Consider the following 23901-nt stretch of genomic DNA (forward strand, 5'->3'; position numbering starts at 1 on the left):
TTTTTTATAAAATCAATTTTGAAACTCAATATAATCTAACTTTTCTCAAAAAAATTAAAAAACTATTATAGATCTAGGTTTTTTTATTATTAGATTTTTTTCTTCTAATTTTCTAAGGCTTCTAGATATTGCTTCTCTTGAAAAATTTAAATCTTCTGAAATTTCAGATAATGGAATTTTAATTTCATTATCATCATAAAAAGAAGTTTTATACTTAAGGTATTTTATCAATCGATCTTCTAAAGAAAAACTACTTATGTTCTTCATTTCATTAAGAATATTTAGAAATATATATCTAAGGCCTTCTTTAATGAGAAAATCAAATTCAGTAAATCTTATAGCCCATTCAATAATAAAGTTATGAGGAATAAAAATAACGTCACAATTTATTAAGGAAGTGATTGAAAAGTTTATATCAGTAATTTTATTTAAATCAGAACAAAATAATAATTTGGGAGACTCAGGATTAGCTTCAACACAATATAAATGGGTTTTTTTATTGTTTAAGACTGTAGCTGTTTTACAAGCTCCAGAAAGTAATATTACGGAAGTATCAATAAGACTATGACTATCTCCTAGTATTAAATCCCCTTTTTTAAAAGTTTGAATAGTAGTTTTTTTTTGAATTAAATCAATTAAATCTCTTGGAAAAGGTAAGTTTTGTAGCATGTTTTGAAAGGTTAATTTAAAAATAAACAAATACAATTCATTCAAGTTTATGAATAAACGTTACTAATTTTAGAGATAATTATAAAAGAGATTTTAGAGATTAGACAACAAGTATTTTAAATAACTTGTTGCAGTATTTTTTACCATTTACAGTTTACAATTTACAAAAAAAATAATTTACACTAATTGTATAGAGCGAGTTCTGTTAATTAGCTTTTTTCTATACTCTAGTTTTTTTAATGCTCTAGAGATAGAAGGTAATGGAACTTTTAAATCTAACGATATTTCAGTTCTTGAAATTTGAAGTTTTTTAGTACTGTAAATATGATGTTTTTCATATAAATAGTTATATAAACGATCTTCTAAAGTAAGAGTAGTACGATTACTTATTCTCGATGTAATTTTACTAATGTTATATAAAGTACTTTTTATTTTACTATTTCTTAGAAAACTATATTCCTTTTCCCATTCTTCTAGTTTGTCATTATTAATCCATAATAAAGAACAATCTTCAATAGCTGTTATTGAAATAGGAGAAATAGATGTTTGAGTTATCACCAAAGGACAAATGAATGGATTTTCGGAAGGTGAAATATAATACAGTAAAGAATTATTATCGTCTTCATCTAAATGGGCTTTTAATACTCCTTTAGTAAGAAGAGCTGTTCTATGAAATGGAGCATCTTTCAAAACAATAAGATCTCCAGTATTGTATTTTTTTTCTATTGCTTGAGAAAATATTAATTCACATATATTTTCATTTAAGGTATCTAACATCGGGGGTAAAATCATAATTGTTTAATGTCTGTTTTTTAGGTTAAAATATTTAATAAAATTCATGATTGTTAATATAAAACAGATAAAAACAAGGAAAACCTACCTTTTTTATGAAAATAATTAATTAACAGTGAAAATGTGATGTTTATGAAATTGTGATCTATGTTAAATAATGACCTATGTGAAATAGTGATTCATGCTAAAAAAAGTAAAAAAACTAACATCAAATTTGCTGCTGAATTAATTATAAAAATTAAATAAAGATCATGAAAAAAACAATTTTTTTATTAGGTGCAGTTTTAGTTAGTAGTTTTACTACAGTAAGCGCTCAGTATGTTATAGATAGTCAAAGATCTATTAATATAAGTTCAGACACAGATAGCGCAGGAGGAAATGAAGGTATAAGTTTATTGGCTAGAAATTCAACACTAGCTTGGTTTACACCTGATAACATAACCCATAGAGTACGAACTTTTTTTGAAGCTAGAAGTAATTTTCAAAGTTCTGCACATTTTAATAGTACTACACACTTTAATGGAATTCCATATTTTAACAAAGAAGCTAAATTTGGTCAATTAGTAGACTTCAGAAACGGATACAAAGTAACTTCGGGATCTGTAGATTTTAATATAGGTACTTTTTCTTCAAAAAGTTCAGCTTCATTCATTGCTCATATAGATAAAAATAGTAACGATCCAAATGTAGATACATTTAAAGTTTTATACGGGACAAATGCAACCAAAATATTAGATGTAGGTATTGGTAAAACTCAATTAGCTTCAAGGGAGTTTGAATCTACAAATGATGGAAGTTTTACTGTAAATGTTGATGTTAACAATAATTCTCAAGTAGATAAATTTAAGGTGTTATACGGTAGTGAAAAAAAGGAAGTGCTGTCTGCAGGAAAAGAAGATGTTATTATTAGTACCAAACTTGTAACAAAAAATGATATTTCAACAAAAAATATTGCTGCAGAAGATATTGTAGCTAATAAAGTTACCTTAAGAGTTGGCTCTTTTCCAGATTATGTTTTTGCAAACGACTATGAATTAATGCCTTTAAATGAAGTAGATAGTTTTATTAGAAAGTATAAGCATTTACCTAATATGAAATCGGAAAAAGAAGTAGTAAAAGAAGGGATGGAGTTGAAAGAGTTGACTTTAAAATTAGTGGAAAAAGTAGAGGAGTTAACCTTGTATACTATTCAACAACAAAAATTAATTGAAAATTTACAAGCAAAATTAACCACACTTAAAAAATAATCACCAATGAAAAAAGTAAGTATAGCCATACTGTTTTTACTACTGGGATTAGTCGTAAAAGCACAAGAAGATATAACTTTATTTAGGTTTTTAAGTAAAAAGCAAGAAAACGGGAAAATTTATGTGTTAACGCCTGAAATAAAAAATGGGCATTTATTGGCAAAAGAAATAACGAATGAAGATTTTAATTTAAAAACAGGCTACTTAGATGCATTTATAGTAATGCCGCATCCAAATTTGAAAAAAGGAGAGGTTTTAATTGTTTCAGCAAGAGATAAAAAAAGTTTTTTAAAATTAGATTATTCAGCATCAAAACTTGAGCTAGGGAATTATTTTACTGATACACATAGGGCCAAAGATTATTTCTATAGATGGCATTTAAATTATGCAGGAGGAAATAATGAAGTTTATTTTCAAGGCCCTCTAGATAATACTACAAGTGGAGCGTTAACATTTGATAATGGTGTTTTTAAATTACAAAGGATAGAAGATACAAAAGGGATAAAAACTCCAACAGATGGAAGTGGTGTGCCTAAGGGAGAAAGAATAGCGGATAAACAAGTTATCATTATTCAAAAACTAAAAAACTCAATTTAATTTATTAGAAAATGCAAATAAATACAATAAAAATAAAGTGTAAACTACTTCTTGCTTTTTCACTAGTAGTTTTATGGAGTTCATTTACTTTATTACATGCGCAAACCAATGATTTGGCTGTAATGCATATAAAAAGTAAAGGAAAATATAATAGAGTGTTTACGCCACAAACTAATTTAAAAAAACTAGTAGACAAAGGAGGTAATAATGCGGCTACAATAGAGTTTTGGGCAATGCATAATACTGAAGGTAGTTTAGCTAGTGATCCTGTACATTGGTATTTAACTAACTTTGAGAATAATACTAAGTCTTTTTCGTTAGATGTAAATACAAATAAGGTAGAGTTACAAGTAGCAAATCAAAAATTAAACGCAAATCTGTTATTAGGAGATCAATTATTTAAAGATACCTGGTATCATTTTGCTATTACAATCGATAAAAATGCTCAAGAATTACGTGTTTATATTAATGGGCAAGAAAAAATTTTTATAAATGCACCTAATTTTGATATTCAAGATTTATATCTAGTAAGTGATACTAAAACAGATTTATTTTTAGCAGAATATAGAGCGTGGTCTACTGCCAAAACTAAAGAGGAAATTGAATTTCAAAAATTTCAAAGTTTTTATAAGGAAACACAAAATAAATTAACCGAATTAAAAGGTACTGGTTTAGAGATTGTTTATACGACCAATAATATTAGTAGTTACGAGAATTTTGGAAGTAATGCATTTGTGAGTTCATCGTGGAAAAATTTGATGTATAGTTTTTTTCCTAATGATAATTTAGTAGAAAAAGCAGAGTTTGTAACTTCATATAAAAATACTGCAATAGCTAAAATAAGTACAGATATTAATCATCCTATTTTAGGTTTAGATAAAATTATAGTAAAAGCAAGCGATGGAGATGGAGTAAATCATGCATTATTATCTGGAACAAATGGAATAGTTATAAGTTGGTTACATGCAAAAGAAACCGATGAATATGAGGTGTTAAGAAGAAATATCCGTTCAGGAACTATAAGTCGAGTGATACATACAGAGCGTAATGTTGCTGATAAAAAAGTTTCAGAAGAGTTAACGTATGAAGATAGAGGGGTTTTACCAAATGAGTTATATGAGTATACGATACAAGCTAAAAAGGCTGGTGCACCAACAAAAGTAGGAAAAGATATTGGCTTTGTGTTACCTAATGGTAAAGTTAGTGGAACTATACAAACATCTTCTAGTGTACCAACTAAGAATGCTAAAGTAGAAGCTGTTGTAGGTACTAATCCAGGTGGAGCTTTACATATAGAGCAAGGAGCAAAACCTATTTTCGTGAAAAATGTTGAAGGATTTAGGAAAACAGAAGGAGGAGCATCATTAGAGTTTTGGTATAAAACTCCTGTTGTAGGTGATGGAGAGAATAAAATTCTAATAGTAGGTAATGCAGAATTAATTGTCAAAAAAAATACGATTAAAGTAACATTAGATGGAAATACTTATTTAGAAGCTACAAGAACCTCAGATACATCATGGCATCAATATGCATTTACTTTCGGTGCAAATGGCGGGCAATTATATGAAGATGGAGAGGTTATGGAAAATGGAGCTACTAAGAATTTATTTAGGGTAAATCTTTTAGGGAGTAGTTATTTTAGTATAGCTAATACAACAAGTTTATCATTTTATTTAGATGAAGTACGTTTTTGGAATGTAGAGAGAACACCTGAACAAATCAGACAATATGCAAATCATATCATTGGAGGAAAGGTAGATGATTTATTTGCGTATTATCGTTTTGATTTTAATCATTCACATAAGTTATTTAATTTTTCTTCAACAAGAAGAGGTCAGTATTTAGCTGAAAGTGAAGAAGAATTAAAACATTTACCAGCAGCAGAACAACCACAAATTACTTATGCTACATATACAGATGAAGTAGGGAATTATGAGTTTACGACATTAAATACAGGAATTCAAGGAGTAACTAATAATGACACTAAGTTAGAATTTACTATTCTACCATCGAAGCCTCGATTTGAGTTTTTACCTAAGACAAAAGTAGTTGGTGTTCCAAGAAAATTGAATGGAACAGAGGTGGTTGATGTGGATTTTACAGATGTATCAAGTTTACCAATAACAGGTGTAATTACTTATAGAGTTGGAAATGATTTATTCCCAGTACTTAAAGGAACATCTTTAAAAGTAGACGGAACTGTAATTCAAAGTGTAGAAGATGCTAAAGTTACTACAGATAATACAGGAAGTTATGCAATTAAGGCAGCTCCAGGAAAACATATTATTACACCTAATACGAGACCAAACTTAACAAACTTAGAGCGTTTAAATGAAGCGAGTTTACGTTTCGATGGGACAACAGGGTATGCGGAGTCAAATCAAGTTGTTGATAATGAAGGAGGAAGTTTTACTTGGTCAGGTTTTGTTAAGCCTTATTTAAAAAAGAAAGATACAGATGTTGTGCCAACTACCCAAACAATTTTACAATGGGGAGATATTTCGTTAAAATTAATTAATAACACAACATTTAAAGTCTTTTCAGGAACTGAAGAAAAATTGTCTGAAGCTATTTCTACAACTGAACAGAATCAATTCGTATTCTTTGGAATAAGTTATAATAAAGAGAGTGGTATTATGACCCTTTATATTAACAATAGAAAAAAGAATACAGCAGTAAGTACCTTGGCTATAAATGATAAGTTAATTGTAGGTAGTGAAAAGATAAACAATAAGTTTACTAATTACTCTAAATCACATTTAGATATATTAGAATACAGAACAACGGCTCTTGTTGAGACAGATATTACCAAATTAAGGGAAGGAAAATATATTACTCCAGAAAGATCTAAATTAGTATTGTCTTATTCGTTTGATCAAAAATATGGAACTAAAGTAATCAATTTAGCGAATTTAACTCATAATGAAAATAATTATTTAGAAATTACTGAAGGTTGTAGTTTTGATAATACGGTACGAAAACAATATTTAAGAGAAGTTGAATATTCTTACAAGGCAACTAATCCAAAATTTAATCCTAAAGGAGAAAATTATGAATTGGTAATTGAAGAGCCGCTACAGAATATAAATTTTGAGAACATAACTAGATATAGTTTTGTAGGAAATATAGCAGTTCCTTGTAATTATAATGTAGGAGCATGGACAGGTAAAATAGTGCGTACAGATATTGAACATCCTAAGTTTGAGAAAATAATTAAAGCAGAAAATTTTAATATTGATAATACTATTTTTACAGTTAACGATTTGTTACCAGGTAGGTATCGTGTAGAAATCACGAATACTAGTTCTGGTAAAACAGAAGAAACACCGATAATAGATTTACGAGCTGGTAATGTAGTGTATGATTTTGAGTACAGAAATCCTCTTAAAGCTGAAATAGTTGAGATTCGTAATTTTAATCTAGAAGGTATCGGGAATTTAAAACAGGCAAATAAATATGTAGGAGATGAGATTAACTCTTCGTGTAGTGATTTACTTGTGTTAAAAGGAGGGCAAGGAATTGTTATGTCTGTAGCTGTTTTTGAAGAATATGGAACAAACAAATGCTATATAAACAATGCAGAAGTTTCTCTTGGAGGTGATGCTATAATTGTAGCTAATGGTTTAAAAAGAAAATCAAATAATTTAGGTCGTTCAAATTTTATAACACAGGTATCAGGTCCAAATTTTGTTGGGGATTTATCAAGGAAATTTTTAATATCTGTTAATCATGAAGGAAGGGTGTTTCAGTTTGATAAAAAAGCAATAATGGAAGGAACAACTCAAAGTAATTCAGATTTTACATTATTAAATCCTCAAGTTGGTTTTGTTTTGCATGATCCTCCAGGTGATAATAGTTTTTCTACCTTAGCTAAAGGGTCTACTTTTTCTTTTAGTTCTTCTTCTGAAAATGGAACAGATATTTCAATTGCAACAAATACAGGTGCTACAGTTAGTACAGAAGTTACAAGTATTGCTTTAAATATTTCAGCACCAATGGGTGTTGGAGCTGCTGTTGGTTTTGGAACACCTGTAGCTCAAAGCACTTCTACATTAGCGGGGCAAATAGGAGGAGATTATTCTCATAGAACAATTAGTGGTTCAGGTTACTCGGTTACTTTAGAAAAAAGTATTTCAACTCCTTCAGATCCAACTTATGTAGGAGAGGATGCAGATGTTTTTGTAGGGGTTTCTAATGTGCTTTCTATTGGAACAGGTAGAGAAGTAAAAGTAACTAATTGTGTACCAGTTGTTGAGAGTAAGAATGAAACCTTGCTTTCTAAGGATCTTATTCCTTTTGCGTATACAAAACAAAGTTTAATTGATGTTGTAATTCCAAATTTAAGAAGACAAATTATAACTAAATATGATGCGAATAATAATATAGTAACACCTCCAAAAGATAGAGATCATTTAGATTTAGAAAAAACAGTGTCCGAATTATTAAAAGCTTCACCTAAAGATGCTCAAGATAAAGATATAGCAAATTATGTGCATCAAGTGTCTGTTTGGGAGGATATTATAAAAACTAATAGTGACAAACTAAAAAAAGAGAATTTTAGTAAAGGACTTGATTTTAGTAGTACAACAGAAAAACTTACTCAAGTTCAATCTGGAGATGTAGATTTAGGATCTGGTCCAGGGTTAAATCCTTCAGTTTTAGATAGGCGAATTACTTTTGATGCTTTAACGGAAATAAGTTATAGTTTATCTAGGAGTAATAATTCAGATTCAGGATCTACTAACGGAGGAGGTTTTTCTACAGGTTTTTCTAAAGATTTAAGTTTTAAGGCATTTGGTATTGGGCTTACAACCAATATAACAACTAGTATTTCAGGAGTTTTCAGTAGTACTACATCTAATACAAATGATAATAGTAGAGTAGATAGCTTTACTTTAAATGATGATGATGCGGGAGATCAGTTTGATGTTTCTATAAGGAGAGATCCTCAGTATGATACACCAATGTTTTTAACCAATGCGGGTCGAAGCTCTTGTCCTTTTGAATCAGGAACAGTGCCTAGAGAAGGAGTGGAATTAATTGTAGATAAAGTAGTAGGCTATGGAACAGGAGATGAATCGATATTGTTTAACCTTACTTTAAGAAATACTCAAATAGCGAAAGATGCAACTAGGAAAACATATATTGTAGGGATGGATGGAGCATCAAATTCTTTAGGAGCAGTTGTGAATTTAAATGAATCACCTATTTTTGAACCAACAACTTCATCTAAATTTGTTTTTGGTTTAGATCCAAGTTCTCCAACTGGGGTTCAGCAAGAAATAAAAGCACAATTGCGTATAGCTAGAGGAACCGATGCTCCTTCAGTAATTTCTTATGAAAATATTAAAATTCAAATGTATTCAGAATGTGAGCAGAGTGGAGATCGCTATCGTTCATATGGAGTTGATGAATATAATGAGGTTGGTGTTAAGCCTTTATCTGAAATTTTAGTAACAGCTCATTTTACAGGTGCATGTATTGAAGAAATTACGGCAGATGCTCCTCAAAATGATTGGATAGTTAATGGATCTGATAAGAAAAAATTAGATTTTAAGTTCAGAATTCCAGAATTAAAAGATAAGCCAGATACAGATGATTTTTCGGTTGATTTGGAATACACTATTCAAGGAAATAATACTCCTAGAATATTAAAAAAATTAGATTTAAAAACTCTAAAAGCAAATCTAGATGCTAATACAGATCAAGTAACGTATAGTGCAGATGTTTCTGGCTTAACAGATGGTGAGTATAGTTTTAGAATTGTTCCTGTTTGTGGTGATGGAGGATCCGATAATCCTAATAATAGGAAAAATCCAACAGCTTTTGTAAAAGGTAAAATAGCACGAAATGCTCCTAAATTAGTGTTAACAACACCAGACAATGGAGGAATTCATACAACAGGAACAATTTCAGCTAAATTTTCGGCGCCAATTAATCCTGCAACAGTAAACTTGAATTCATTGGCAATGCGTGGTATTTTAGGAGGAATTCCTAAGCCATTAACAGCTGTTAAATTAGATAATATTAATGATGTAATTAGTATTCCACATAATAGCAGATTTAATTTTGATCAAGAAGCAACAATTGAAATGTGGGTAAACCCTGCAAAATTCCCTGCTACTGGTAGTGTGCCTATAATACATAAAGGTAATAATTTTGGTGTTCTTCTAACTTCAAATGGAAAAATAGAAGTAGGAGACGGTGTTATGTCTTCTGTAGGATTACAACCTTTTACATGGACTCATGTAGCTGTAGTTGCAGATAAAGTAAATGGAAATGCTACTATTTATTTCAATGGAAATCCTGTAGGTTCAGGAAGAATTTCAACAGTTTTAAAAACTAATGAAAATCCAATCTTAATTGCTCCTGTAGTTAATAGTGATGCTTTTGTTGGTTCTTTAGATGAAATTCGTTTATGGAGATCACAACGAACACCAGCAGAAATTGTTAGTCATATGAAAAATCAATTGCTTGGTAATGAAGATACTTTAGAAGCATATTTTGTGTTTAATAATAATACTTTGGCTAAACAAGGTATTAATGGAGAACCAGATGAAGCAATCCAAGATTTTACAGGAAATGCTCAAGGTACTACAGCAACAGGAATTGATTTCGTTACTAATGAAGAAGCCGCTCCTTTAGATATAACAAAAACTGTAGAGGATATTCAGTTTACAACTACAATGTCTGAGAATAATACAATCATCAACTTTAATATGAAAATTGAAGATTTAGAGTTTGTTGAAGGAGCGCAATTAACAGTGTTTGTAAAAGATAAGAAGTTAGAGGATCCATTGGGTAATAAAGTTGATAAGGCATCATGGAGTTTTATAGTAGATCGAAGCAAATTGAAATGGAGTCAGAATAATATTTCTATAGCTCAAAATCAAGGAGAATCTACTACTATTGAAAATATTGATTTAATTAATCAAGATGGAGGTGTAGATGTTGATTATACTTTTGAAAACTTGCCTGTATGGTTTGAGGTTAAATCAGGCGCTAGCGCTGCAGAAGGAGCAACAAATACTATTAGAGCTAGAGAAACCAATAGTGATTTAGTGTTTGAGGTAAAAAGCTTTTTGAATCCTGGTGTACATAGTGCAAATATTTATATCAAAACAAGTAATAAAAATACAGGTGTTAAATTAGGGGTAGAAAGTTTTAGAGTTGAGGTTACTGTAACTTGTCCAGAGCCAGTAGTTTCTCAGAGTTTTAAAAATGATTACCCTTTTACTATGGATTTTAAAGGGAATTTAATAATAAATAACCAAAAATCATTAGATGTAGATGATTCTATAACTGCTTTTATTGGAGATATCCCAAGAGGTTATGCGAAAGTAACAAGTAACGGAATAGTTAATTTAACAGTATTTGGTAATATAGGAGAAACACGTGCTTTAAACTTTAAAATTTGGGACGCTTCTGAATGTACAGAGTTCGAAGGTATATTAGAAAATTATAATTTCCTTTCTACTACTTCTCAGGGAACAAACCAAATGCCAGTTACTTTCACAGTGGGGCAAAAAGTAAAAAGAAGAATTCCTGTTACTAGAGGTTTTCAAGAGTTGAGTTTTAATTTAAAAGACACTAAAACATCTAACAGTTTATCGTTATCAGCTATAAAAGGACTGCCATATAATTCTCAGATATTTGAAATAGCTAATCCAACAATAAGTGCACTTGTAGGAGTAGATGGTAATTTTACAGGGACGTTAACTGAAATTGATGTTAAAAAATCTTATCTAGTTAATGTAACAACAGATGATGTTAAGTTTATTGAGATTGTAGGATTACCCGTAGACTTAAATACCAACCTTTCTGTTTTAGGAGGTAAAGTAGTAAATGCAATTCCATTCTATCCTAATAATTTAGAGCGTACAAATTATGCATTACGATCATTTACTTCTACAAATGTTAGTGATGGTGATAGAATTGAAAGAAGAGGTTTGTTTGCAGAATACTCAGCGTCTGAAGGATGGAGAGGTAGCTTAACACATTTAACACCAGGTTTAGGTTATATATTTAAATCTACTAAATCAGGAGCTATTAACTATTCTGGTATTGTAAGTGCTACATCTAATAGATTACTTTCACGAAATTCTGATTCTAATTTCTATGATGCTAATTCTACTGAATTAGAAGAAACACCTTCTTACAAAGATCTAGACTTAACAATTAATGTTAATAAGTATATTAATTTTATGTATATAAATGGTATTGTTAATAATCAAGATCTAGAGTTTAAAGCAAATACAATCTTAGCTTTTGTGGGTGAAGAATTAAGAGGAGTTTCTAAAGTTGAATTTATTAACGGAGAATATCATTATTATATTGGTATAGGTAGTAATGAAATTGAAGAAGTTCAATTTAAACTTTATGACGGTGTTGATCTTGTAGATTTAGAAAATGTTGAAACATTTTCAGCATACAAAACAATGGGTAGTTTGAGTAATCCTTATCGTTTTACTCTAAAGAAAAACTCATTAGATTCTGGAGAGTTATTATCATTATCTCAAAATGTTCCAAACCCAATGGAGAATCATACAGAGATAAGTTTTAGTATTCCTGAAGATGCGTTAGTAGATATTAGTATATATAATACTATAGGTCAAAAAATTCATACTTTAATTCATAAAGAAGTAAAAGGAAAAACAAAACACAAAATAAGATGGAACGGTTTAGTACGTGGAAGTCAATTAGAGAAAGGTGTGTATATTTATGAATTAAGAACAAGTGGGCAAAGATTGCAACGTAAGTTAATAATGAAATAAATTAGTAATTAACTAATTTTAATTAAAGAGGCTGTCTGAAAAAGACAGTCTTTTTTTTCTCAATTTGTTTGAAAAACTAATAATTATAAAAACAAAAAACCCTGAAATATTCAGGGTTTTTTTGTGGTACCTCCAGGAATCGAACCAGGGACACAAGGATTTTCAGTCCTTTGCTCTACCAACTGAGCTAAGGTACCAGCTCATAAGCGGGTGCGAATATATAATTTAAAATTTAATATCTGTGCTAAATTTTGTAGTTTATTTTTATTTTTTGCTTAGAAAAATATTTATAATACTTAATCTTTTGATAAAGAGCTAGAAAGTTAAAATAGATTATTTGATGTTTTCTAAATTAAAAATTAAACTTAATTAAGCATGTGGTATCTTGTTTTAGTAGAGCAAGACTTTTATAAAAACAAAATAATATAGTCTTAAAAGTATAAAAATAAAAAAGCCCTGAAAAAATCAGGGCTTTGTAAGTGGTACCTCCAGGAATCGAACCAGGGACACAAGGATTTTCAGTCCTTTGCTCTACCAACTGAGCTAAGGTACCAGCTTGCTAGCGGATGCAAATATATAATAGTTTTTTTAATTGAGCCAAATAAAAATATGAAAAATCTATTATAAATTTGTTGCCACTATAAAATTAAAGCATGGATTTAATCATAGATGTTGGTAATACAAGAGCGAAAGTTGCTGTTTTTGAAAAAGATAAGTTGAAGGAGTTGTTTGTTTTTAATAAAGAAGGAATTATCACAGAAATAAAAAAAATTTCAAAAAAGTATTCAATTCAAGGAGCAATTATTTCTGCTGTATCTAAACTTACAACTCAAGAATTTGAAAAATTACACAAGTTTTTAAATCTAATAGAGCTTAATAGTGAAACAAAAGTTCCTTTTAAAAATAATTATGAAACCCCAAAAACTTTAGGAGTCGATAGAATTGCTTTAGCGGCTTATGCAGTAAGTAATTATCCAAATAAAAATGTTTTAGTTATAGATGCAGGTACATGTATAACGTTTGATTTTGTTAATGAAAATGCTGAATATTTAGGCGGAGCAATATCCCCTGGATTAAAAATGAGATATCAATCGTTAAATAATTATACATCTAAACTTCCATTGTTAAAATCAAAAGAACCAAATAATTTTATAGGAAAAAATACTCAAGAATCAATTCATTCAGGTGTAGTTAACGGAATAAGTAGAGAAATTGATGGTGTAATTACACAATATAAAAATAAATTTGAAGATTTAACAGTACTTTTAACAGGAGGAGATACAAATTTTTTGGCCAAACAATTAAAAAATTACATATTTGCCAATCCAAATTTGGTTTTGGAGGGATTATATCAAATATTGACTTATAACAGAGCGGATGATTAAGAGATTTTTTATTGTAGTATTAGTACTAATTTCAATAAAGATAACGGGGCAAAGAAATAGTTCTTCACCTTATTCTTTTTTCGGTATAGGAGAAGAAGTGAGTAGAACAACGGTAGAACAAGCCTCGATGGGGGGAATAGGTGTTGCGCTTAAAGATATTTACCATCTTAACTTTATTAACCCTGCAGCAAATGCAGATTTAAGACTTGCTACTTATGGTATTGGAGGAGAGCTTTCTCTTTTAAATGTAAGTAGTAATACTGGAAGTGAATCTAATAATACAACAAGTTTAAGATACATAGCATTAGGTTTGCCAATTGGTGAAAAGGCTGGTTTTATGGCTGGTTTGCAACCAGTTTCTAATGTGGGTTATGCTTTGTTAACAAATACTTTCGATGGAGATGATAATGTAACTGAAGCTACAAGATTCACAGGAAATGGCGGAACAAACAGATTGTTTGGTGCTTTTGGAATTAATGTTTACAAAGGACTTGCTTTAGGTATTGAAGCAGGTTTTGTTTTTGGAAATATTGATAACAATACGATTAATCAACAGGCTAACGTGGCTTTAGCGACTAAATACCAAAGAAATGCCATCGTAAGGGGAGGTCAATTTAAATTAGGTGCTCAATATAAACAGAAATACAAAGGATTAGATGTTATTGCTGGTGCTGCTTTACAATTAGAAAACGATTTTACCTTGTCAGGTAGAGAACGTATTTATTCTTTTTCTTTTGCATCCAATGGAAGAGAAATTCCTAGAGATACTTTGTATGATAGAAGAGTGTCTGGGAAATTATCAGTGCCTTTAAAAACTATTTTAGGTATTGGTGTAGGGAAAGAAAATAAGTGGTATGCTGGAGTAGATTATGAAACTCAGGCCGCTTTCGAAAATGAAGGGAACCTAATTCAAGGGTCTACATATAGATTTGATTCTTCAAATAGATTGTCTATAGGTGGTTACTATATACCAAAAATAAACTCTATTTCAAGTTACTGGGATAGAATAACATATAGAGCTGGTTTAAGGTTTGAAGATACTGGTTTATTAGTAGATGGAACAGGAACAGGAAATAATTTTACTTCAATATCCGATTTTGGCATAAATGTTGGTTTTGGTTTACCATTACCAAAGCAAGTTTCTAATCTTAATATAGGATTAGAATACGGACAGAAAGGTTCAACAGCTAATAACTTGATAAAAGAAAGTTATTTTAATGTAAGATTAAGCCTTTCACTAAATGGAAGAAATTGGTTAAAGAAGAGACAAATAGATTAATTTAACGATAATTATGAAAAAAATTACGTATTTATTCACAGTATTATTCCTATTAACAATAGGACTTAAAGCACAGGGAGGACAAGAGTGTAATATCAAATACAACTTGTTTAAAGGAAATGTTACAACTAAGAAATATGCAGAGGCAAAGCCAGATTTAAATTGGTTAATGGAAAATTGTCCTACACTTTCTGTTAATATTTATAAGTATGGAGCAAAAGTAGCAGACAAAACTAAAGATGCTGTTTTAGCAAAAAGAGTTTATGAAGGTAGGTTAGCTAATTTCCCAAATAAAAATGTAGCTAAAGCTCATAGTGATTATGCATCTTTTTTAATTAAAAATAATTTAGGTTCTGATGATGAAATCTTTGGTATTTTAGAAAAAGCATATAAGATTTCTCCTAAAGATATGGGAGTAAAAAATATTTTTAGATATTTTAAAGGTATTGTTTCTAGATTTAAAGATGTTAATCCTCAAAAAGTTTTCGATACTTATGATGATGTAATGGAGTCAGTTGAAGAAAAATTAGATGATTACAATAAAAAATTAAGTCCTTTATTAGAAAAAGATTCTTCAGGAACTTTAGATAAAAAAGAGAAAAAAAACTTGAAAATTTATTCTACAAACTCTAAAGCTTTAGGTCAAGTAGAAGGAGGGTTAGATGCTATTTTATCTCAAATAGCTACATGTGAAAGATTAATTCCAATTTATTCTAGAGATTACGAAGCTAACAAAACTAATGGAGTTTGGTTAAAAAGAGCAGTGTCTAGAATGTATAATAAAGAATGTCAAGAAGATCCATTATTTGAAAAGTTAGTAACTTCTTATGCGGAGGTAACTCAATCTGCAGATGCAATTAATTTTGCTGCTGGTGTTTTAGAGAAAAATGGAGATACAAAAGGAGCTGCTGAAATGAGAAAAAAAGCTTTCGACTTAGAAACAGATCCTTTAAAGAAAGCTAGGTTAAAATTAAGAGAAGCTCAAGGTACATCTAATAAGTCTAGAGCAAGAGCATTAGCGTATGAAGCACTAAAATACAATCCTAATATGGGGAAAGCATATTTATTTATAGCAAGTTTATATGCTAAGAGTGCAAACACTTGTGGTAGTGATGTTTTTGAAAAGAAAATGACTTATGTTGCGGCATTAAATAAGGCAATGAAAGCACAAAGAGTAGATCCAGGTTCTGGAGCTGGTAGATATATTCAGAGTTACAAAAAGAATGTGCCTTCAAAGAAAGATATATTCAATAAAGGTATAGCACCAGGAAGTTCTTTTAGAGTTAAGTGTTGGATTGGTGAATCAGTTCGTGTACCAAACTAATGAGAGCATCACAAAAAAAAATATTTCTAAACATTGCTGCCATTTTCATGGTGGCAATGTTTTTTTCATGTACAAACGATACTAAAAAAGTTAGAGATTTTTTAGCAGATAAAAACTTACCTATTGCAACCGGAAAGCATGTTTTTCATGTATATAAAGATTCAGGAAAGGTTACATCTAAACTTATTGCTCCGATTTTAAAAGATTTTACAAACAAAGGACATCCATATAACGAATTTCCAAAAGGAATTAAAATTGTCACCTACGATAATGATGGAAGAGATTCAACTACTATAACAGGTAATTATGCATTGTCTTACACATCAACTAGAGTTTCAGAAATTAAAGGAAATGTAATCGTTTTTAATCATACCAATCAGAGAAGATTAGAAACAAATCAATTATTTTGGGATCAAAGAGAAGAATATTTTTTTACAGAAGATGGTTTTAGAGTAACCAGTATAAAAGATACCATTAATGGTTTTGGTTTTGAATCTAAACAAGATTTATCAAAATGGTTATTGAAAGATATTACAGGTGAAGTTGAAGTTCAAAAAGAAGGATTATAAATGAATACAATTTGGAAGTACACACAGTACGGTTATTTAGTAGTAGGAATAATATTCTTAATAGAAGGTGTTTTAAAATGGAATTCGGATAGAGCACAAGCTTTTTTAATGTTTGGATTTGCTATATTTATCACAATTATTTTCTTTTTCAAAAGGAATTTTAGAAAGAAAGTTGAGCAGAGGAATAAGCAACAAAAATGAATTATGAAATCTTAATCATACTAGGTTCTATAGTTTTTTCAGCCTTTTTTTCAGGTATGGAGATTGCTTTTGTATCAGCAAATAAACTTCATATAGAATTAGAAAAAAAGGGAGATGGTATATTGTCAAAAATATTGTCTAAAATCACCAGTAATTCTTCTCGTTTTATTACTTCTATGCTAGTAGGAAATAACATAGCATTAGTAATTTACAGTTACTTTATGGGAGAATTATTAATGCGGTGGTTTCAAAATTTTTTACCATCAGATTTTATAATTATAAATACATTATTTAAAGAATTAGAATTATTAACACAGACAGTAATTTCTACATTAATAATTCTTGTAACTGCTGAGTTTCTTCCAAAAGCACTTTTTAGAGTATACGCAAATGAAGCATTAAAATTATTTGCTTTACCAGCGTATTTTTTTTACATACTGTTCTATTTTTTAGCTGGATTGATTTCTAGAATTTCCGATTTCTTTTTACGTGTGTTTTTCAAAGCAGAGAAAGATGAAGTTCAAACGGAGTTTAGTAAAGAAGAGCTAGGGAACTATATTTCTGAACAGTTAGAAACAAATAAAGAAAATGAAGAAGTAGATTCTGAAATTCAAATATTTCAAAATGCTCTAGAATTTCATAAAGTAAAGGCGAGAGAAATTATGGTGCCTAGAACAGAAATTATAGCTGTAGATCTTCATGAATCCGTTACGAATTTAAAAAATACATTTATTGGAACAGGATTCTCTAAAATATTAGTTTATAAGAATTCTTTAGACGACATAATAGGTTATGTGAACGCTTTTGAATTGTTTAAAAAACCTAGAACCATAAAATCGATATTATTACCAGTTGAATTTGTTCCAGAATCTATGATTATTAATGATGTTTTAAATGCGTTAATAAAAAAGAGAAAAAGTATAGCTGTTGTTGTTGATGAATATGGAGGAACATCAGGGATAATAACTGTAGAAGATGTTGTAGAAGAGTTGTTTGGAGAAATTGAAGACGAACATGATAATCAAGAATTGTTAGAAGATAAGATTAATGATAATGAATTTCATTTTTCAGCACGATTAGAAGTTGATTATTTAAATGATGAATATAATTTAGAAATTCCTAAAGAAGAGGCTTATGAAACTTTAGGAGGATTTATAATTAATCATACAGAAACGATACCAGAACAAGATCAAGAATTGTTTATAGAGAACTATAAAATTATCATTACAAAAGTGAGTTCAGCAAAGATTGATACAATTTACTTTAAACTACTAGATAAAGAAAGTCGTAGTTCTTAAAATAATTCCTTAAAATTCTATAGCTAAAAGCATTAAAAACATTGCATTATTAAATGCGAAATTGTATTTTCGCAAACTGTATATAAAATAAAATTAAAATGGCAATTTTATCGAAAATTAGAGAACGCTCATTGTTCTTGATTCTTGTAATAGGTTTAGCATTATTTGCTTTTGTATTAGATCCTTCAACATTAAAGGATTTTTTCAATTCTCAGAAGATTAATGAGGTAGGACAAGTTAATGGAGAGTCAATTTCTCGTCAAGAATTTGCACAAGCTTTAGATAACTATAGAGCTCAAACAGGAAATAGAGTTTCTGAAATGCAAGCAGCAAAGAATGTTTGGGAAAACTTAGTGCGTCAAAAAATTTACGATAGCCAATTAGCTGAAGCTGGAATTACTGTTGGAGAAGCGGATATTTTAAATGATCTTTATGAGAAAGATTTCATTAAAAACGATCCAAAATACCAAACTTCAGGAGTTTTCGATAAAGAAAAGTTTAAAGAATTTTTAGCAACTATTAGAGAAGAAAACGGAGATCAGTGGAAAGCATGGAGAGAATACATGAGTAATGTAAAAAGCGCTTTACAAAAAACTACTTATGATAATTTAGTAGCTGCTGGTTTAGGAGCTTCTTTAGAAGAAGGGAAAACTGAATACTATAACGAAAACACTAAAATTAGTGGAGAATTAGTGTATTTACCATATACTAGTGTTTCAGATTCTTTAGTTCAAATTACCAAAGGAGATGTAAAAAAGTATATCGAAAATCATGCTTCTGAATTTGAAGTAGAAGCATCAAGAGATATTAGTTATGTAAAGTTCGATATTAAAGCTAGCGCTCAAGATGAGAATGATATTAAAGCTGATGTAGCTAAATTAATTAACGATAGTGATTCTGGTGTTGGTTTAAAAAATACTACTGATTATCTAGCCTTTTTAGAAGCTACAAAATCTGATTTACCATATAATGATAACATTCAATTTAAAGTTCAAGTTCCACAAGTAATTGCTGACACTTTATTTAAAGGGAATGTTGGAGATGTTTACGGACCATATAAAGATCAAAACTATTTCAAATTATCTAAAATTACTGAAGTTTTAGAGATTCCAGATTCTGTAAAAGCAAGACACATTTTAATCCCATTTATTGGATCTAATTCTGCTACACCAGAAACTAAAGAAACAGAAGAGCAAGCAAAAGCAAAGGCAGATAGTATTGCTACTTTAGTTAAGAAAAACAGTTCTAAATTTGTTGAATTAGCTAAAGAACTTTCAGCAGATAAATCTAATGCTGATAAAGGTGGAGATTTAGATTGGTTTTCATATACAAGAATGGTTCCTGAGTTTAGAGATTATTCTTTTAATAATAAAAAAGGTGATATTGGAGTTGTAAAAACTGTTTTCGGATTCCATGTAATCGAAATACAAGATCAAAAGAACTTCCAAAAAGCATTAAAATTAGCTACTTATGCTCGTAAGATAGAAGCTTCTGAAGCTACAGAAAATGAAGTATACCAAAATGCAGAATCTTTTGCTCAAGAAATTTCTAACGGAGGAAAAATTGATGCAATAGCTAAAGATAAAAACTTAACAGTTTCACCTGCTGTAGGTTTAAAGGCCTTAGATGAAAATATTGCTGCTTTAGGAAATGAAAGACAAATTGTTTCTTGGGCTTTTGGTAAAGATTTAAAAGTGGGAGATTTTAAGCGTTTTGATATAGATGGAGGTTATGTGGTTGCTACTTTAACAGGAGTTACAGAAGAAGGCTTAATGCCTGTTGATCAGGCTATTTCTAGAGTTCGTCCAATTTTAACGAATGAAAAGAAGGCTGAAATCTTAAATGCAAAGTTGCAAGGAACTACATTAACTGATATAGCAACTTCAACTAAACAATCTGTAAGAAAATTTAGTGATATAAACTTAAAATCACCAACAATTACAGGTATTGGATATGAACCAAAAGTTGTTGGAGCTATGTTAAGTGCTAAAGAAAACGAAATAAAGAAAAATATAGTAGGTGATAGAGGAGTTTATGCTTTTGTTGTTACTGCTAGAGTTTTACCAACAGATTTACCTAATTATGATACTTATAGAAAACGTATTGCTAATCAGAGAAAAAATCAAACTTACAATATGTATCAGGCAGTTAAAAAAGCATCTGATATAGAGAATGAAGTTGGAAGTACTTACTACGGAGTTGGTAGATAAAAAATATATTAATAGAAAGCCGAGTTATTAAAAACTCGGCTTTTTTTATTTAAAATAGCTATGATTACTAAAACAAATTTTTCAGATTTTAGTTTAGGTCTTTTTGTACTTCAGTTCTTAATCCTTTTCTTAATTATCTTTTCTCTGTATTTTATGTTTCGTATAATCACTTACATTAATTTGAGAATTAAGCAGATGAAAAACAATAATTAATTACTTTTTTAAGATTTTAAAACTCTTTTTTAAATTGTTTTTCTCTACAGTAAGAATATACAAACCTTTAGCTAAGGAATTTATGTTTTTAGTTATGGTGTAATTCTCATTAGAATTAAACTTTTCTATTATTTGTAATTGACCATTTAAATCAAATATTGAAACTTTAATATTTTGATTATCTTTTTTTGTAGAGATAATTTCAACGTAATCAACAATTATATTTGATTTTAAACTAATGTTAAAACTTTTGTTTTTATCAACGATATCTTCTTGAATATTTTCTGAAGAAAGCCTACCTTTTACAAAACCTGAAGCAATTGAACGTATGAAATCAGAGTGTTTACCAGTAATATGAATACTGTAAACTCCATCTTCAAAACCTGAAGTGTCTAAGTTGAATTCATTACCATTTAAAGAAAAAGAATAAACATAAGAATCTCCATGTATCGTTTTTCCATATAAATCACTTGTTTTTGTAATAACAGCATCAACTTTTATGCTTTCTAATGGAACTGAAACATTATTAAATTGAATAGAAATACGATTATCATTTTTTTGTTCATTTATATACCTCATTTTTGGCCCTTCTGGAAAATGAACAAATGCAGCGAATTTAGAATTCGCAGTTAATTGTTCTGAAGATTTAATCTTATATGAACTATTGTAACTGTTGATGCTTTTACGATTTTGATTTGTAATGACAGGAGACAATTGTTTAGAATTTCCGTATAATTTAAAATCTTCAATTGGTTTTTCGTGAAAGATGTCAACGTTTACAGTTGATGAATTACTCGGAGAAATAATTTTATCATAGTAGTTTTCTGAGTTAATAATCTGATAATCGCTTACAATATCATTATAATTAAATTCAGTTGATTCAAAAGTTTTTTTGTTACTAAAATTATCGTTTAAATATGGTTTTATTGTATTCCATACATATTGACCTAAAGCTACATCTACATGATCTAATTTAGCTTCTCCTTTGTCGAAAACATAGGTTCCTCCTGGACGCAAAGAACTACTATATGGAGTTACACCATCATTTGTGCCTTGAGCTAAATATAAGATTCCACCGCTAGTAAACATTAAAGGAGCTAAAAGTGTATGCCCGTTTTTAAAACCCGAAGCTCCAAGTATAATAAATTTTTCAGGTTGATTATTAGTAGCATTATCAAAAAGTGGCCTAACTACATTTCTACAATAATAAGTAGTTGATGTAGCTGCACCTTCGTTTAAACCAGTATTTTTCCAAATCCAGTTAAACCACCATTGTTGAGAAATATCAGCTAAATAAGTTCCCCAATACGGAGTTCCTAAAGCGATTACTCTTTTTACTTTGTCTCTTTTATTGTATGAAAACATAGCGGCTTCTGCGGCTTTTCCACCATTACTATGAGCTATTATAATAAGATCATTCACTTGATATTTATTAGTTATAATATCTATTGACTCAGCAAGTAATTTTCCGTTTTCCCAAAGGCCTTTACCTCTAGTTGTAGCAACAAAAACTACTTGATAACCTTCGTTATAAGCATTTTGATAAAAAGTATTATTAGTAAAAAATAATTGATTTAAATCTATATAACCATGATTGAATAATAAAACTTTACCATTGTAATTTGCTGGCCGTTCTCCGTAATGAATTGTAGATTTTATTAATGGACCAATAAAAAATGAACTTAGTTTACTCGGAGAGGGGAGTTGTTTTTCGATAAAATTTTGAGAAAATAAAAAAAACGGGAGGAGTAGCGCTAAGAATAGCACTTTAATTTTAGATTTCATAAATAAGGGTTTATTTGTTAACGTTTTTAAATATAGTTAAAAAATTAACATAAAAACTGAATTAACCTTATTTTTGAGTTGTTGTGTGTTTGAAATGATAAATAAAAAAGCAACCTAAATGATTAGATTGCTTTTAAATATTTTTTTAAATGTTGTATTAAGCATTCAAAGGTTTTCCATCCCAAGCAGCTTTAGCAGCTTCTTTAACGGCTTCAGAGTATGTTGGATGTCCGTGGCAAATACGAGCAATATCTTCTGCAGATGCTCTAAACTCCATTGCTACAGCCATTTCCATGATTAAATCAGCAACACGAGCACCAACCATATGAACTCCTAAAATTTCATCAGTGTTTTTGTCAGCTAATACTTTTACAAAGCCATCGATGTCTCCACTAGCACGAGATCTTCCTAGTGCACGCATAGAGAATTTACCAGACTTGTAATCTACATTTGAATCCTTTAATTCTTGTTCAGTTTTACCTACAGCAGCAACTTCTGGCCAAGTATAAATAATTCCAGGAATTAAATTATAATCAATATGTGGTTTTTCACCAGCTAAATATTCAGCAACTACAACACCTTCTTCTTCAGCTTTATGAGCTAACATTGCACCACGAACTACATCTCCAATAGCATAAATATTAGAAACATTTGTTTGCAAATGATCGTTTACATCTATTTGTCCTCTTTCAGTAACTTTAACACCAGCATTTTCTAAACCTAAACCATCAGTATAAGGTCTACGTCCAACCGCAACTAAACAGTAATCACCAGTAAAAGTTACTTCTTCTCCTTTTTTATTTGTAGCAGTTACAACAACTTCATCACCTTTTCTTTCAACAGCGGTAACACCATGACTAACGTTAAACTTAACTCCTTGTTTCTTTAATACTTTAGTAAGTTCTTTAGAAACATCTTTATCCATTGTTGGCGTAATTGTTGGCGCATATTCAACTACAGAAACATCTGCTCCTAAACGTTTGTAAACAGAGCCTAATTCTAATCCGATAACACCTCCACCAATTACAATTAAGTGTTTAGGTACTTCTTTAAGCTTCAAAGCTTCAGTAGAAGTTATAATACGTTCTTTATCAATAGAAATGAAAGGTAAAGTAGATGGTTTAGATCCTGTAGCTATAATAATGTTAGTTCCTTCAATAACTTCAGAACTTCCATCGTTTTTGGTAATTTTAACGTGAGTTGCATTTTCAAAAGATCCTAAACCTTCATAAACATCAATATTATTTTTATCCATTAAAAACTTAATACCTCCCGTAGTCTGCTCTACAACTTTAGCTTTACGATCAATCATTTTTGAAAAATCAAACTTTGGATTTTCAACAGAAATTCCGTGCTCCTCAAAATGATGAACAGCATCGTAATAATGATGAGAAGAATCTAATAAAGCTTTTGAAGGAATACATCCAACATTCAAACATGTACCACCAAGGGTAGAATATTTTTCAATAATGGCTACTTTTTTTCCTAATTGAGAAGCTCTAACCGCAGCAATATATCCACCAGGTCCAGAACCTATAACGATGATATCGTATTTCAT

At 29.8% G+C, this 23901-nt stretch carries 14 protein-coding genes and 2 tRNA genes; 10 read left to right on the forward strand and 6 right to left on the reverse strand.

Annotated elements, in window-relative coordinates; all coding sequences use genetic code 11:
* Positions 1-54: 54 nt before the first annotated feature.
* Together AC2TEO_RS13935 and AC2TEO_RS13940 are read right to left on the reverse strand one after the other, a co-directional pair.
* Positions 55-669, reverse strand: a complete 615-nt coding sequence (locus AC2TEO_RS13935) for a Crp/Fnr family transcriptional regulator (RefSeq protein WP_442265417.1) — start codon at positions 667-669, stop codon at positions 55-57.
* Between the two features lie 177 nt (positions 670-846).
* A complete protein-coding gene (locus AC2TEO_RS13940; RefSeq protein WP_442265418.1) occupies positions 847-1461 on the reverse strand; it encodes a Crp/Fnr family transcriptional regulator in 615 nt (204 codons plus the stop codon).
* 251 nt (positions 1462-1712) lie between these two features.
* Here AC2TEO_RS13940 and AC2TEO_RS13945 point away from each other — a divergent pair, with 251 nt between their 5' ends.
* From AC2TEO_RS13945 to AC2TEO_RS13955, 3 genes are read left to right on the forward strand one after another with little or no spacing between them, the layout of a single operon-like run.
* Positions 1713-2708 carry a hypothetical protein gene (locus AC2TEO_RS13945; protein WP_442265419.1) on the forward strand — a complete coding sequence of 332 codons (996 nt, stop codon included), beginning with the start codon at positions 1713-1715 and terminating at the stop codon, positions 2706-2708.
* Positions 2709-2714: 6 nt separating this feature from the next.
* Complete coding sequence (locus AC2TEO_RS13950; protein ID WP_442265420.1) at positions 2715-3305, forward strand: hypothetical protein; 591 nt, start codon at positions 2715-2717, stop codon at positions 3303-3305.
* A gap of 11 nt (positions 3306-3316) precedes the next feature.
* Positions 3317-12079, forward strand: coding sequence for a LamG-like jellyroll fold domain-containing protein (locus tag AC2TEO_RS13955; protein WP_442265421.1), 8763 nt, complete (start codon positions 3317-3319; stop codon positions 12077-12079).
* Positions 12080-12203: 124 nt separating this feature from the next.
* On the opposite strand, the gene AC2TEO_RS13960 is transcribed toward AC2TEO_RS13955, so the two are convergent.
* Positions 12204-12276: transfer RNA gene (locus AC2TEO_RS13960), tRNA-Phe, on the reverse strand.
* Positions 12277-12559: 283 nt separating this feature from the next.
* Positions 12560-12632, reverse strand: a tRNA-Phe gene (locus tag AC2TEO_RS13965).
* 100 nt (positions 12633-12732) lie between these two features.
* On the opposite strand from AC2TEO_RS13965, the gene AC2TEO_RS13970 reads away from it, so the two are divergent.
* From AC2TEO_RS13970 to AC2TEO_RS14000, 7 genes are all read left to right on the forward strand, one after another.
* Positions 12733-13464, forward strand: coding sequence for a type III pantothenate kinase (locus tag AC2TEO_RS13970; RefSeq protein ID WP_442265422.1), 732 nt, complete (start codon positions 12733-12735; stop codon positions 13462-13464).
* Complete coding sequence (bamG, locus tag AC2TEO_RS13975; RefSeq protein ID WP_442265423.1) at positions 13457-14743, forward strand: beta-barrel assembly machine protein BamG; 1287 nt, start codon at positions 13457-13459, stop codon at positions 14741-14743. The genes AC2TEO_RS13970 and bamG overlap by 8 nt, the downstream gene beginning before the upstream one ends.
* A gap of 13 nt (positions 14744-14756) precedes the next feature.
* Positions 14757-16067 (forward strand): tetratricopeptide repeat protein, encoded by a 1311-nt coding sequence (locus AC2TEO_RS13980; protein ID WP_442265424.1) that lies wholly within the window; start codon positions 14757-14759, stop codon positions 16065-16067.
* Complete coding sequence (gene lptC, locus AC2TEO_RS13985; protein ID WP_442265425.1) at positions 16067-16636, forward strand: LPS export ABC transporter periplasmic protein LptC; 570 nt, start codon at positions 16067-16069, stop codon at positions 16634-16636. The genes AC2TEO_RS13980 and lptC overlap by 1 nt, the downstream gene beginning before the upstream one ends.
* Positions 16637-16837, forward strand: a complete 201-nt coding sequence (locus tag AC2TEO_RS13990; RefSeq protein ID WP_442265426.1) for a hypothetical protein — start codon at positions 16637-16639, stop codon at positions 16835-16837.
* Positions 16834-18135, forward strand: coding sequence for a hemolysin family protein (locus tag AC2TEO_RS13995; RefSeq protein ID WP_442265427.1), 1302 nt, complete (start codon positions 16834-16836; stop codon positions 18133-18135). Before AC2TEO_RS13990 ends, AC2TEO_RS13995 begins: the two co-directional genes overlap by 4 nt.
* A gap of 98 nt (positions 18136-18233) precedes the next feature.
* Positions 18234-20345 (forward strand): peptidylprolyl isomerase, encoded by a 2112-nt coding sequence (locus AC2TEO_RS14000; RefSeq protein WP_442265428.1) that lies wholly within the window; start codon positions 18234-18236, stop codon positions 20343-20345.
* Between the two features lie 213 nt (positions 20346-20558).
* Here AC2TEO_RS14000 and AC2TEO_RS14005 read toward each other — a convergent pair whose 3' ends face one another.
* Together AC2TEO_RS14005 and lpdA are read right to left on the reverse strand one after the other, a co-directional pair.
* Complete coding sequence (locus AC2TEO_RS14005; protein WP_442265429.1) at positions 20559-22343, reverse strand: T9SS type A sorting domain-containing protein; 1785 nt, start codon at positions 22341-22343, stop codon at positions 20559-20561.
* A 157-nt stretch (positions 22344-22500) separates the two neighbouring features.
* On the reverse strand, positions 22501-23901 hold the full coding sequence (lpdA, locus tag AC2TEO_RS14010) for a dihydrolipoyl dehydrogenase (RefSeq protein WP_442265430.1): 1401 nt from the start codon (positions 23899-23901) through the stop codon (positions 22501-22503).

It is taken from the genome of Tenacibaculum aquaeponti (genome assembly GCF_057221555.1).